Annotated in this window: 6 protein-coding genes; 3 read left to right on the top strand and 3 right to left on the bottom strand. The window is 72.9% G+C overall.

The genetic code is table 11. The features are described from left to right. The 3 genes from ACFU3E_RS19610 to ACFU3E_RS19600 form a co-directional block, all read right to left on the bottom strand. Window positions 1–3,630: a UvrD-helicase domain-containing protein gene (locus ACFU3E_RS19610; RefSeq protein ID WP_384159426.1), complete on the bottom strand. Its 3,630-nt coding sequence runs from the start codon at window positions 3,628–3,630 to the stop codon at window positions 1–3. A 91-nt stretch (window positions 3,631–3,721) separates the two neighbouring features. Next, window positions 3,722–7,063 (bottom strand): ATP-dependent helicase, encoded by a 3,342-nt coding sequence (locus ACFU3E_RS19605; protein ID WP_384159423.1) that lies wholly within the window; start codon window positions 7,061–7,063, stop codon window positions 3,722–3,724. 266 nt (window positions 7,064–7,329) lie between these two features. Further along, complete coding sequence (locus ACFU3E_RS19600) at window positions 7,330–7,719, bottom strand: MGMT family protein (RefSeq protein ID WP_384159420.1); 390 nt, start codon at window positions 7,717–7,719, stop codon at window positions 7,330–7,332. A gap of 186 nt (window positions 7,720–7,905) precedes the next feature. Between ACFU3E_RS19600 and ACFU3E_RS19595 the strand changes: the two genes are divergently transcribed. The 3 genes from ACFU3E_RS19595 to ACFU3E_RS19585 all read left to right on the top strand — a co-directional run bounded on the left by ACFU3E_RS19595 (window position 7,906) and on the right by ACFU3E_RS19585 (window position 13,958). Further along, window positions 7,906–10,635, top strand: a complete 2,730-nt coding sequence (locus ACFU3E_RS19595; RefSeq protein ID WP_384159417.1) for a lysylphosphatidylglycerol synthase domain-containing protein — start codon at window positions 7,906–7,908, stop codon at window positions 10,633–10,635. Between the two features lie 170 nt (window positions 10,636–10,805). Beyond that, entirely contained in the window at window positions 10,806–12,353 is a 1,548-nt protein-coding gene (locus ACFU3E_RS19590; RefSeq protein WP_384159414.1) for an alpha/beta hydrolase, read from the top strand. 135 nt (window positions 12,354–12,488) lie between these two features. Continuing rightward, window positions 12,489–13,958 (top strand): alpha/beta hydrolase, encoded by a 1,470-nt coding sequence (locus ACFU3E_RS19585; protein ID WP_384159410.1) that lies wholly within the window; start codon window positions 12,489–12,491, stop codon window positions 13,956–13,958. Window positions 13,959–13,988: the final 30 nt, after the last annotated feature.

Here is a 13,988-nt window from a genome sequence, read left to right as displayed (position 1 = left end):
CTATCGGCCCGCACCGGCGTCCTCGGAGTGCGGTTCCTCACCGGGGTCCCCACCCGTCCGCGTGCCCGTCCGCGCACCCTCCGTCGCACCGGACTCCCCGCCGGGTGGCTCGTCCAGCAGCAGCCGCTCCAGGGCGGCGCGGTCCGGCAGCCCCTCGGGGCGTACGACCTCCCCGCTGCGCACGTACAGGAAGGCGGCGGTGACCGACGCCGGAGGGACGCCCTGCTGCTCGGCCCAGGCCTGGCGGTAGACGGCGAGCTGGAGCGGGTCGGCGGTGCGGGAGCGGTTGGTCTTCCAGTCGACGATCTCGTACGTCGCGTCCTGCCCGTGGCCCTCCTTGTAGACGGCGTCGATGCGGCCCCGGACGATGCGGCCGGCGATCGCGAGCTGGAAGGGTGCCTCCACCCGGTGGGGCGTGCGGTGCGCGTACTCCGTGCGCTCGAAGGCCTCCTTGAGGGCCTCCAGATCCTGTTCGTCGGCGATCTCGGCCTCGCTGCCGGGCAGTTCCTCCGGCTCCAGCATGGGCAGCGTGAGCTCTTCGAAGCGGGCCTCGACCCAGGCGTGGAAGCGGGTGCCGCGGCGTGCTGCCGGCTGGGGCGGGCGGGGCATGGGGCGGGCGAGTTCCTGGGCGAAGCCGTCCGGGTCGGCGGCCAGGCGCAGCAGCTGGGACGCCGAGAGTGACGCCGGGAGCGGGACGTCGGTGACGCTGTCGCGGGCGCGCAGGAGCTCGCCGGTGAGGGCGTCGAGGTCGCTGTCCCAGGAGGCGATGGTGCGGGCTTCCTCCGGGGTGAGGTGCGGGTGTTCCCGGCCCTTGGGGCGCGGGTGCCCGGGGGCCCTGGGGTGGGGGCGGGCGGCCGGGGGCTCAGGTGGGCCGGCCTGGTGGGGGACGGTGGGGCAGACCGCGGGACGGGCGTCCCCGTCCGCCGGGTCTTCCCGGTCTTCCCCGTGGGCGACTGCGAGGGGGCCCTCTTCGAAGGGGGCCTTCACGAAGGAACCCTCGTCGAAGGGGTCCTCGTCGTACGGGTCCGGTTCGTCGTAGGGAGGCTCGTCGTCCTCGGGAGGCGGGGGCCACTCCGGGTCGTCGAGGGCATCAGGGTCGTGCGCGGCCGCGGCGTGCCCGTCCTCGTGGGACGCGAGGTCCTCCAGGTGCGCCAGGACGGTCTCGGCGGCCGCGCGGCGCCGGGCGAGGGCCGCCTCGTCCAGGGGCAGCGGCCACACCTGGTCGGACGTCGCCTGGTGCAGGGCCGGGTTCTCCTCGTCGTCGGCGGGTTCCTCCGCCCAGGCCTCGATCTCGCCGTATCCGGCCTCGCAGTGCTCGTAGAGGGCCTGGAGGAACGCGGACGGCCCGCGTCGCCTCTTCTGGGTGGGGCCCCACCAGTGGCCGGAGCCCAGCAGGAGGGAGCGGGGGCGGGTGAAGGTGACGTAGCCGAGGCGGAGTTCCTCGGTGTGCTGGTGGTCCTTCATGGCCTCGTGGAAGCTCTTCAGGCCCTTGGCGTCCCAGGACATGACGTCGGGCAGGGTGTCGGCGTCGCCGCGCAGCTCGTGCGGCAGGACCTTGCCCTGGGAGGTCCACTTCTCACGGCCCTGGCTGCTGGGGAAGGTGCCGGTGACCAGGCCGGGGACGACCACGACGTCCCATTCCAGGCCCTTGGACCTGTGCGCGGTGAGCACCTTGACGGTGTTCTCGCCACCCGGGAGGGCGTTGTCGAGCCCTTTCTCGTACTGGGCGGCCGTGCGCAGGAAGCCGAGGAAGGCCAGCAGGGTCGCCTCGTTGTCGCCCGCGGCGAAGGAAGCGGCGACGTCCAGGAAGTTGGACAGGGTCTCGCGGCGGCGGGCGGCCAGGGCATGCGGGGACGCCGACAGCTCCACCTCGAGACCGGTGACGGCGAGGACGCGGTGCAGTACGTCCATCAGCGGGTCGGCCAGGGAGCGGCGCAGTTCGCGCAGTTCGGTGGCCAGCCGGGCGAAGCGCACGCGCGCGTCGGGCGAGAACGGCAGTCCGTCGTCGTCGCCGCGGCCGTCCAGCGGTGTCTCCAGGAAGGTGTCGAGGGCGTCCGCGAGGGAGATCACCTCGGACGGGTCGACCCCCTCGACGGCCTCGGCGAGGCGGCGGTCCTGGTCGTCGTCCGCCACGCGCGCGTGGGCCACGAGGCGCCGGGCGCGCCGCCCCAGGAGGGCGAGGTCGCGCGGGCCGATGCGCCAGCGCGGGCCGGTGAGCAGGCGCACCAGGGAGGCGTTGGCGCCGGGATCCTGGAGGACCTCGCAGACGGCGACGAGGTCGGCGATCTCGGGCAGGTGCAGCAGCCCGGACAGGCCGACGACCTCGACGGGGATGTCCCGGGCGACCAGGGCGCCCTGGATCTCGGCGAAGTCGGTCGCCGTGCGGCACAGGACGGCGATCTCGCCGGGTGCCGTCCCGGTCCGGACGAGGTGGGCGACGGAGTCGGCGGCCCAGTCGAGCTCCTCGGCGTGGGTGCGCAGCAGGGCGCAGCGGACCATGCCGTCGCGTTCGGCGCCGGGGGCCGGGCGCAGGGCCTCCACGCCCGCGTGGAGGGCGCGCAGGGGCTTCGCGAGGCCGTTGGCGAGGTCGAGGAGGCGGCCGCCGCTGCGGCGGTTCTCGCTGAGGGACTGGCGGGTCGCGGGGCGGCCGTCGGCGTGGGCGAAGTGCTCGGGGAAGTCGTCGAGGTTGGCGACGGAGGCGCCGCGCCAGCCGTAGATCGCCTGGCAGGGGTCGCCGACGGCGGTGACGGGGTGGCCGGTGCCCTCGCCGAACAGGCCTGCCAGGAGGACGCGTTGGGCCACCGACGTGTCCTGGTACTCGTCGAGCAGGACCACCCGGAACTCGTCGCGCAGGGCGCTGCCCACCTCGGGGGTGCCGGCGAGCCGGGCCGACAGGGCGATCTGGTCACCGAAGTCGAGCAGGTCCCGCTCGCGCTTGGCGGTGCGGTAGCGGGTGACCAGCTCGGCGAGTTCACGCCGGGCGGCGGCGGCCTCGGGGACCTTGCGCAGGTCGGCGTTGCTGAGCTTGGCGCCCCGCAGGGTCAGCAGCAGTTCGGCGTCGTACGCGCGCAGCGCCTCCGGGCGGACGAGGTGCTCGGCGAGCTCGGCGTCGAGGGCGAGGAGGTCGCCGACCAGGTCCGGGAAGGAACGGGTCAGGGCAGGGTAGGGCCCGGGGGCCTCGCGCAGGACGCGCGCGGCGAGCTGGAAACGGGTGGCGTCGGCGAGCAGCCGGGACGTGGGCTCCAGCCCGATGCGCAGGCCGTGGTCGGTCAGCAGGCGGCCCGCGAAGGCGTGGTACGTGGAGATCACCGGCTCGCCCGGCGGGTTGTCCGGGTCGATGGCGTCCGGGTCGGTGACACCGGCCTTGACCAGTGCCTTGCGGACGCGCTCGGCGAGTTCGGCGGCGGCCTTGTTGGTGAAGGTGAGGCCGAGCACCTGCTCGGGAGCGACCTGGCCGGTGCCGACCAGCCACACCACACGTGCCGCCATCACCGTCGTCTTGCCCGAGCCGGCGCCGGCCACGATCACCTGCGGAGCGGGCGGCGCGGTGATGCAGGCCGTCTGCTCCGGGGTGAAGGGGATGCCGAGGAGCTCTTTGAGCTGTTCGGGATCGGTGATACGGGCGGGCACATCGAAAGGCTAGCGGCGGCCACTGACAGCGGCGGCCGGATCGGGCTCTCGGGGCCGGAGAACCGCAGGTCGGCTCAGGGGGTGCGATGGATCACTCCACCACCTGACGCCCCTCCGGCCGCGCGCTGCACGAGGCCCGGAACGCGCAGTGCGTGCAGTGCTGCCCGGCGGTCGGCGTGAACCGTTCGTCGAGGACCTTGCCGGCGGCGGTGGCGAGCAGGTCGCCGACCCACTCCCCCTCCAGCGGCCCCTGGGCCTGCACCTTGGGCAGGCCCTCGCCGCCGTCACGCTTCGCCGCTCCCTGCCGGAGGTGGACGAGTTCGGCGCCGCCCGGCTCGGGACGCACCCCGTCGAAGGCCTCGTCGACGGCGCCCTCACGGACGGCCAGCTGGTAGACGGCGAGCTGCGGGTGGCGCTCCACCTCCTTGGAACCGGGCGCCTGCTTGCCTGTCTTGAAGTCGACCACGTAGGCGCGGCCGTCGCCGTCCGCCTCGACCCGGTCCATCTGGCCGCGGATGCGCACCTGGTAGTCGCCCGCTTCGAGGGTGACGTCGAAGTCGTGCTCGCTGGCCGCCGGGGTGCGCCCGGTGCGGTTCATGACGTGCCACTGCAGGAACCGCTCGAGCGCCACGCGCGCGTTGTCCTTCTCCTGGGCCGACTTCCACGGCGCGTCGAACGCCAGGGCGTTCCACACGGAGTCGAGGCGTTCCATGAGGACGCCGAGGTCGGCCGGGGTGTGCCCGGAGGCGACCTCGTCGGCGAGGACGTGCACCACGTTGCCGAAGCCCTGGGCGGCGGTCGCGGGTGCGTCGGCCTTCACCTCGCGGCCCAGGAACCATTGCAGGGCGCAGGTGTTGGCCAGCTGATCGAGGGCGCTGCCGGAGAGCACGACGGGCTGGTCGCGGTCGCGCAGCGGCATCTTGGACTCGGTCGGCTCGAACATGCCCCACCAGCGGTAGGGGTGCGCTGACGGCACCAGGGGGCGGCCGTCTTCGTCGGCGAGGGCGGCGAGCCGGGCCAGGCGGTGGGCGGCGGCCTCCCGGAGGGCATCGGAGACGCGCGGGTCGACCGTGGTGGCGCGCAGTTCGGCGACGAGTGCGGCGACGGACAGCGGGCGGCGGGGGCGGCCGGTGACGTCCTTGGGTTCGACGCCGAGTTCGGTCAGGAAGCGGGAGGGCTGGTCGCCGTCGTCCGCGGGGGCCTTGACCGCGGTGACGACGAGACGCTCCCGCGCTCGCGTGGCGGCCACGTAGAACAGGCGGCGCTCCTCGGCGAGCAGCGCGCCGGGGGTGAGGGGTTCGGCGAGTCCGTCGCGGCCGATGCGGTCGGCCTCCAGGAGGGAGCCGCGGCGGCGCAGATCCGGCCACAGGCCCTCCTGGACGCCGGCGACGACCACGAGGCGCCACTCCAGGCCCTTGGAGCGGTGCGCGGTCATCAGGCGGACGGCGTCGGGGCGTACGGCACGCCGGGTGAGGGTGTCGGCGGCGATGTCCTCGGCGTCGATCTCTTCCAGGAAGTTCAGGGTGCCCCGGCCGCCGGTGCGCTCCTCGGCGCGGGCCGCGGTGGCGAACAGGGCGCAGACGGCGTCCAGGTCGCGGTCCGCGTTGCGTCCGGCGGCGCCGCCCCGGCGGGCGGCGCGCTCCAGCCGCGTGGGCCACGGCGTGCCCTCCCAGAGGTCCCACAGCGCCTCCTCGGCCGTACCGCCGCCGGCCAGGCGCTCGCGGGCCTTGCGCAGCAGCGCGCCGAGGCGCTGGGCGCCGCGCGCGTACGTGGGATCGTGCACGGCGAGACGCTCCGGCTCGGCGAGCGCCTGAGCGAGCAGAGCGTCGGAGGGCGGCGGCAGCGGGTTGCCGGCGGCCCGCTCCTCGTCGCGCAGGGCGCGGCCGAGGCGGCGCAGGTCGGCGGCGTCCATGCTCGCGAGGGGGGAAGTCAGGAGGGTGAGGGCGGTTTCGATGTCGAGCCAGCAGGTGTCCTGCCGCGCGGAAGGAGTGTCCTCGGAAGCGGGATCCCTCCCGGGCTCGTGAGGCTCTGGAGATCCCGCCTCCGCCACGGCCACCGCCCGCAACGCCGTCAGCAGCGGTGCCACCGCAGGTTCGTGGCGCAGCGGCACGTCGTCCCCGTCGACGTCGACGGGGACACCCGCCGCTGTGAGGGCGCGGCGGACCGTAGGGATGGTGCGGGAGCCGGCGCGCACCAGGACGGCCATGTCGCGCCACGGGACGCCGTCCTCCAGGTGGGCCCTGCGGAGGATGTCGGCGATGTTGTCCAGTTCCGTGCCGGACGTCGGGTACGTGTACGCCTCGACGCGGCCGCCGTCCCGTACGGGGGCGAGTTCGCGGTGGGCGCGCACCTTCTCGGCGGGCAGGCGGGTCAGTGGCATGCGCTGGGTGAGCAGCCGGGTGGCGGCCAGCAGGCCGGCGCCGGAGCGGCGGGACGTGCGCAGCACGGCGACGGGCGCCGGGCGGCCGTCGCCGCGCGGGAAGGCGTGCGGGAAGTCCAGGATGCCGTTGACGTCGGCCCCGCGGAACGTGTAGATCGACTGGTCCGGATCACCGAAGGCCACGAGGGTGCGGCCACCGCCGGCCAGGGCCTCCAGCAGCCGCACCTGAGCGGGATCGGTGTCCTGGTACTCGTCGACGTAGACGGCGTCGTACCGGGCGGCGAGCCACGCCGCGCCCTCGGGGCGGTGGGCGAGGAGCACCGCGCGGTGGACGAGTTCCGCGTAGTCGATCACACCCTGCAGGTCGAGCACGTCGAGGTACTCGGCGAGGAAGGCCGCCGCGGCTCGCCAGTCGGGCCGCCCCGTACGGCGGGCGAAGGCGTCCAGGGCGTCGGGGCCGAGGCCCAGTTCACGGCTGCGGGCGAGGACCGCACGGACCTCGTCGGCGAATCCGCGGGTGGTCAGGCAGGCGCGCAGTTCGTCCGGCCAGCGCACGTGCGCGAGCCCGAGTCGTTCCAGATCCATCTGGCCCGCGAGCAGCTCCCGCACCGACACGTCCTGTTCGGGTCCGGACAGCAGCCGCAGCGGCTCCACGAACAGGTCGCTGTCCTGGTGGGCGCGGACCAGGGCGTAGCAGAACGAGTGGAAGGTGGTCGCCTGGGGAGCGCGGGCGGCGCCGGCCCGCTGGGCCATGCGGTCGCGCAGCTCGACGGCCGCCCGGCGGCTGAACGTGAGGACCAGGAGGCGCTCGGGGTCCCCGCCCCGGGCGACGCGCTCGGCCACGGACTCGACGAGCGTGGTGGTCTTGCCGGTGCCCGGGCCTGCGAGGACGAGCAGCGGGCCCGCCGTGTGGTCAACCACGGAGCGCTGCGAGGCGTCCAAAAGTGGGGGGTCCATGCGAGCAGGAGGGGTACGTACCAGTCGGTAGGCGCCACGGCTCCCCCGCCGCACCCGGGGGTGCGACAGGCCGCTGGTGGAGGAAGAGGAGCTCACGTGGTTCGCCGGTTCTGGTGGAAGTACTGGTTGGCGGGCCACCGCGCGTGGCGGGCGGTGACCGCGGGGTGACGGGGGCACGCGCAGCCGACGCTACGCCGACGGTTCGGGCGGAAGCAGGGCTTCCCCTTCTTCCCGTCGACCACTCACGGCACTCGCGGCACTCATGTCCCTCGCCTCACGAACGTACGTCATGTCCCCGAGATGCCCCGATTCCCCCGTACGGATCACGGGTCACACAGGAGGCCGTCCGATGGCGGAAGCTGTCAGGTGTGGCCCTCCGCTCGATCACCGCCGTCCCACCGCGCCCGTCTCATGTCGATGCGCGGCAGGTGGCCCTCGGCGGCGCGGCTCGCCTCCTTCAGGGGCGTGCCCTCCGCCCGGTAGTGGCCGAGCGCCCTCTGCTCGTGCCCCGGCAGCAGGACGCCGTCCGCGCGGACGACCCGCCACCACGGAGCGGCTCCCCCGTAGAGCGCCATCACCCGGCCGACCTGCCGGGGCCCCCCTTGTTCCAGCCACTCGGCGACGTCCCCGTAGGTCATGACCCGGCCCGGCGGGATCAGTTCGGCGACGTCGAGGACCCTCTCGGCGTACTCGGGCAGCGCTTGCGCGGCCTCGTCCTCGTACCGGCCCCCCTCAGGGCTCTGCTCACTCATCCGCCCCATCCTGCCGCACCCCACCGACAACGGGCCGGGCGTGCTCCCGAGCGATTCCCTCGCCCGGCAGGAGCGCGTCGGGCAGACTGTCCGCCCCCGCATGTGCACCCTGATTGCCCCGTGCGCCGGTGCGGCATGCCACCATCGTGCGGGCGGTGACCGGTGATACGAGACCAAGAAGAGACGATGAAGCAGCAGGGTGCGCACCCCGAGGACACGGAGGGCACCTCTGACGCTGCGTCGCGCCCGGGCACTCCGGACGACGGCCCGAAGGGGGCTGCGAAGAAGAGCCGGGCGCCCGCCGAGGAGCCCGCCTTCACGCACATCGACGAGGTGGAGGGCGACGAACCGCTGCTCCCCGCGCGCGTGCACCGCCCGTCCGACCTGATGCGCCTCATGGTGGGCGTGCTGGCCGTCGCGATCCTGATCGGGGTCGCCGCGTTCGCGCACGGCACCACCTCGGGCCTCGAACAGGACATCAACAAGGGCACCGGGCAGGCACCCGACCTGCTCATCAAGATCGCGGGTCTGGCCTCCAGCATCGCGATCCTGCTGGTGCCCGTCGCCTTCGCGATCGAGCGGCTGATCAAGCGGGACGGACTGCGCATCGCCGACGGTGTGCTCGCGGCGGTCCTCGCGCACGGTGTGACCCTCGCCACCGACCTGTGGGTCGCCCGGGCCGCCCCCGACTCGATCCAGGAAGCGCTCACGCAGCCCTCCCCCGGCGACATCCACGCGCTGACCGATCCCGTGCACGGATATCTCGCCCCGGTCATCGCCTACATGACGGCTGTCGGCATGTCCCGCAGACCCAGATGGCGCGCGGTGCTGTGGGTCGTGCTGCTCCTCGACGCCTTCTCGATGCTCGTCACCGGGTACACGACGCCGTTCTCGATCATCCTGACCGTGCTGATCGGCTGGACCGTGGCCTACGGCACGCTGTACGCGGTCGGCTCCCCCAATGTCCGGCCCACGGGGCAGACGCTGATGGCCGGCCTGCGGACCGTCGGCTTCCGCCCGGTCAGCGCCTCACGCGACGACGCCTCGGACAACCCGGACACCGGGGACCGGGGCCGCCGCTATTTCGTCACGCTCGAGAACGGTCCGCCCCTGGACGTGACGGTGGTCGACCGGGAGCAGCAGGCGCAGGGCTTCTTCTACCGTGCCTGGCGCAACCTGACCCTGCGCGGCTTCGCCACCCGCAGCAGCCTCCAGTCGCTGCGCCAGGCCCTGGAGCAGGAGGCACTGCTGGCGTACGCGGCCATCGCGGCCGGCGCCAACGCGCCCAAGCTGATCGCCACCTCCGAGCTCGGCCCCGACGCGGTGATGCTCGTCTACGAGCACAGCGGCGGGCGCACCCTCGACTCGCTGTCGGACGAGGAGATCACCGACGACCTGCTCCGCGACACCTGGCACCAGGTGAAAGCCCTGCAGTCGCGGCGCATCGCGCATCGCAGGCTGGTGGGCGACGCGATTCTGGTGGATGGTTCCGGCACGGTGATCCTCACCGACCTGCGCGTCGGCGAGATCGCGGCCGGTGATCTGCTGCTGCGCATGGACACCTCCCAGCTCCTGGTGACGCTCGGGCTCCGGGTGGGTGCCGAGCGGGCGGTGGCGTCGGCCGTCGGGGTGCTCGGTCCGGACGCGGTGGCGGACTGCCTGCCGATGCTCCAGCTCATCGCGCTCAGCCGCTCCACGCGCGCGACGCTGCGCAGACTGGCCCGGGAGCGGGCACAGCGTGAGCGCGACGCGGTTCTGGAGGCGTCCCGGCAGGTCAAGCAGGCCCGCATGGGGGAGGGCGCGGACGAGTCCGTGCCCGTCCCGGAGAAGCCCGGCAAGAAGGCCGCACGAGTGGAGCAGCGGGCCGAGAAGCGGGCGATCGACGAGGCCATGGAGGAAGCGCGCGAGGAGGACCTGCTCACGCAGATCCGGCACGCGGTGCTGCGGATCAGGCCACAGGCGCCCGTCGAGCCGGCCCGGCTGGAGCGGGTGCGTCCGCGCACGCTGATCAGTTTCATCGCCGGCGCGATCGGCGCGTACTTCCTGCTGACACAGCTCACGCACATCGAGTTCGGGCCGCTCATCGCGAACGCCGAGTGGGGCTGGGTCGCCGCGGCCGTGCTGTTCTCGATGTGCAGCTATGTCGCGGCGGCGATGGCGCTGCTGGGATTCGTGCCCGAGCGGGTGCCGTTCGTGCGGACCGTGGCGGCACAGGTCGCCGGGTCGTTCGTGAAGATCGTCGCTCCGGCGGCGGTGGGCGGTGTCGCCCTCAACACGCGCTTCCTGCAGCGCGCGGGCGTGCGGCCGGGGCTTGCGGTGGCGAGTGTGGGCGCGTCCCAGCTGTTCGGTCTCGGCTGCCACATCCTGATGCTGCTGGCCTTCGGTTATCTGACCGGCACGGAGAAGACGCCGTCCCTGTCGCCGTCCCGGACGGTCATCGCCGGTCTGCTGACCGTGGCGGTACTCGTGCTCGTGGTGACGTCGGTGCCGTTCCTGCGCAAATTCGTCGTCACGCGCGTGCGGTCACTGTTCGCAGGTGTCGTACCGCGCATGCTGGACGTGCTCCAGCGGCCGCAGAAGCTGGTCACCGGCATCGGCGGCATGCTGCTGCTGACCGCCTGTTTCGTGATGTGCCTGGACGCGTCGATCCGCGCGTTCGGCGACGAGTCCACGTCGGTCAGCCTCGCCAGCGTCGCCGTCGTGTTCCTCGCGGGCAACGCCCTGGGGTCCGCGGCGCCGACACCGGGCGGTGTGGGCGCGGTGGAGGCGACCCTGACCGTCGGTCTGATCGCCGTCGGGCTCCCGACGGAAGTCGCGGCACCGGCGGTCCTGCTGTTCCGCCTGCTGACCCTGTGGCTGCCCGTGCTGCCGGGCTGGCTGGCCTTCAACCACCTCACGCGCAAGCAGGCCCTCTGACGCACCGGGCCGGAAGCGGGCCCTCCGACCCGAGCGGGGCCGGCAGGACCTTGCGCCACGATCAGCCCGGCGAGCGGGAGCTTTGGCCTCACAGAAGCCTCACCGACCCCTCCTACCTCGTACGGCACGCGTCCCGCGCGCCCCGTTCGGTACCGCCGCAGGATGGAACCATGCCAACCCTCCTCCGGCTGCGCGCCGCCGCCCTGACCGCCTCAGCCGTGCTGCTGTCCACCGTGCTGGCGGGCTGCGGCGGCGACGACGCCGCGGACGAGGACCTCACGCGGCAGGAGCTGAGCTGGAAGGCCTGCCCGGCCCCGGACGAGGCCCAGGGCGGAGGCGCCTCGCCCTCTCCCCTGCCGGACGACGGTGAGTGGCAGTGCGCGACCATGAAGGCCCCGCTCGACTGGGGCGACCCGGAGGGCGACACGATCGGCCTCGAACTGATCCGGGTCAGGACGACCGGCGACCAGAACGAGCGCATCGGCTCGCTCATCTTCAACTTCGGCGGCCCCGGCGGCTCGGGCGTCACCTCGCTGCCCGCCTTCGCGGAGGGCTACGAGACCTTGCGCACCCGCTACGACCTGGTCAGCTTCGACCCGCGCGGGGTCGGCCGCAGCGTCCCCGTGATCTGCCAGAACGATCAGCAGCTCGACGCCTACTTCCAGCAGGACGCCACACCCGACGACGCCGCCGAGCGCACCCTGCTCGTGGACAACACCAAGGAGTTCAACGACGCCTGCGAGGAGAACTCGGAGAAGATCCTTCCGCACGTGCGCACCACCGACGCGGCCCGCGACCTGGACCTGATGCGGCAGGTCCTGGGCGACGGCAAACTGCACTACTTCGGCATCTCCTACGGCACCGAACTGGGCGGCGTCTACGCCCACCTGTTCCCCGAGCGGGTCGGCCGAGCCGTGTTCGACGCCGTCGTCGACCCCACGCAGGACCCCGAACAGGGTTCGCTGGGGCAGGCCAAGGGCTTCCAGCTCGCGCTCGACAACTTCGCCGAGGACTGCGTGTCGCAGACCGAGGAGTGCCCGATCGGCGACAGCGCCCAAGATGTGAAGGACCGTATCGCCAAGCTGCTGAACGACCTCGACCGCAATCCGCTCCCGGGGATCTTCCCTCGCCAGCTGACCCAGACCGCGGCGACCGGCGGCATCGCACAGGCCCTGTACTCGCAGGACTTCTGGGAGTACCTCACCGAGGGCCTGGAGAACGCGTACGACGGGGACGGCAGGATCCTGCTGTCGCTGTCCGACTCGATGAACGGGCGCAGTGAGAACGGCGAGTACAGCAACATCACCCCCGCCAACGTCGCCATCAACTGCGCCGACGACAAACCCCGCTACGACACCGCCTATGTCGAGCGGAAGCTGCCCGAGTTCCGGGCCGCGTCCGACCTGTTCGGCGACTACCTGGCGTGGTCCATGCTCAGCTGCACCGACTGGGCCGTGGCGGGCGCGGCCGACCACCCGGACGTGAGCGCTCCGGGCGCGGCGCCCATTCTGGTCGTCGGGAACACGGGGGACCCGGCCACGCCGTACGAGGGCGCGCGGGCGATGGTGAACGCGTTGGGCAAGGGTGTCGGTGTGGAGCTGACGTACCGGGGCCAGGGGCACGGCGCGTACGACAGCGAGAACGAGTGCGTGCAGGGCGCGGTGAACGGCTATCTGCTGGACGGGAAGGTGCCGCCGGCGGGGACCGTCTGCACCTGACACCCTTGGCACTCTTGGCAAAATTGCAGGTCAGAAGGTTATCCACAGGCAGAAACGGCGGACGCGGGATCTGCCTACCATGGCCTGACCGCCATCCGCGGCACGGAGCGGACGGCCTGCGAGGGGGGATGGGCAATGACGCGCTTCGTTCGGTGGACCGCTCTGGCGGCCGCCTCGGCCCTGCTGGCCGCGGGCTGCAGCGGCGGCTCGTCCGGCGACGACAGGAGCGGGCTCTCCTGGGGCCGTTGCAAGGCCACCGCCGACGGCCCCGCGCCGAGCAGCGAATGGCAGTGCGCGACGCTGAAGGTGCCGCTGGACTGGTCGAAGCCGGACGGTGAGACGATCGGCCTGGGCCTGATCCGTGCCAAGGCCCGCGGCGACGACCGCGCCGGGTCGCTGCTGTTCAACTTCGGCGGCCCGGGCGCCTCGGGCGTGTCCATGATGCCGTCGTACGCGCCGACGGTCTCCTCACTCCGCGAGCGGTACGACCTGGTGAGCTGGGACCCGCGCGGCGTGGGTGCCAGCGAGGGCGTGCGCTGCCGGGACGACCGGGAGATCCAGGCCGCCGAGTCGGTGGACGTCTCCCCGGACACCCCCGCCGAGGAGAAGGCCTACTTCGAGGACGCAGCCGACTTCGGCGAGGGATGCCAGAAGGACGCGGGGAAGCTGATGGCGCACGTCTCGACCGCCGACTCGGCCCGCGACATGGACCGCATCCGGGAAGTGCTCGGCGACGAGAAGATGCACTACTTCGGCATCTCCTACGGCACCGAGCTGGGCGGCACGTACGCGCACCTCTTCCCGGAGAAGGTGGGACGCATGACGCTGGACGCGGTCGTCGACCCCGGAGCCGACACCGTGGGTCATGCCGAGAACCAGGCCAGGGGCTTCCAGCGCGCCCTGAACGGCTATCTCACATCCACAGGCCAGGACCCGGAGGACGGCACACGCAAGATCGCGGATCTGCTGCGGCGGATCGACGCCCGCCCTCTGCCGACGGGTGCGCCCGGGCGGAAGCTGACCCAGACCCTCGCGGTCACGGGCATCATCCTGCCGCTGTACAGCAAGGACAGCTGGCCGACCCTGACCAGCGCCCTCGACGCGGCCGAGCAGGGAGACGGCTCGGAGCTGCTGGTTCTCGCCGACCGTTACAACGAGCGCGACCCGTCGGGCCGTTACGGCACGACGACCCATTCCCAACGGGTCATATCGTGCCTGGACGACAGGCAGCGGCCGACCGCGGCCCGGACGAAGAAGCTGCTGCCTCGGTTCGAGAAGATCTCCCCGGTCTTCGGGACGTTCCTCGGCTGGGACACGGCCGGCTGGTGCCACGACTGGCCGGTGCCCGGGCAGCACGACACCCCGGAGGTGAGCGCTCCCGGCGCGGCACCGGTCCTGGTGGTCGGCAACACCGGCGACCCGGCCACCCCGTACGAGGGCGCGCGCAGGATGGCCGACGAACTGGGCGAGGGCGTCGGGGTGATGCTCACCTGGCGGGGCGAGGGGCACGGCGCCTACGGGAGCGGGAACAACTGCGTCGACTCCACGGTGAACCGCTACCTGCTGGACGGCGAGGTACCGAAGGACGGCAAGGTCTGCTCATGACGACGGCGGGGGCTTCGGGCACCCGTGGTG

It is taken from the genome of Streptomyces sp. NPDC057424 (assembly GCF_042803315.1).
Classification (GTDB): Bacteria; Actinomycetota; Actinomycetes; order Streptomycetales; family Streptomycetaceae; genus Streptomyces.
The sequence above is the reverse complement of the archived record's forward strand: the minus strand, read 5'-3'. Positions and strand labels throughout refer to the sequence as shown.

What these genes read in the sequence shown, in the direction of transcription:
- ACFU3E_RS19590 (WP_384159414.1), top strand. Translation starts at nt 10,806, where the DNA reads ATGCCAACCCTCCTCCGGCTGCGCGCCGCCGCCCTGACCGCCTCAGCC.
- ACFU3E_RS19600 (WP_384159420.1), bottom strand. Translation starts at nt 7,719, where the DNA reads ATGAGTGAGCAGAGCCCTGAGGGGGGCCGGTACGAGGACGAGGCCGCG.
- ACFU3E_RS19595 (WP_384159417.1), top strand. Translation starts at nt 7,906, where the DNA reads ATGAAGCAGCAGGGTGCGCACCCCGAGGACACGGAGGGCACCTCTGAC.
- ACFU3E_RS19585 (WP_384159410.1), top strand. Translation starts at nt 12,489, where the DNA reads ATGACGCGCTTCGTTCGGTGGACCGCTCTGGCGGCCGCCTCGGCCCTG.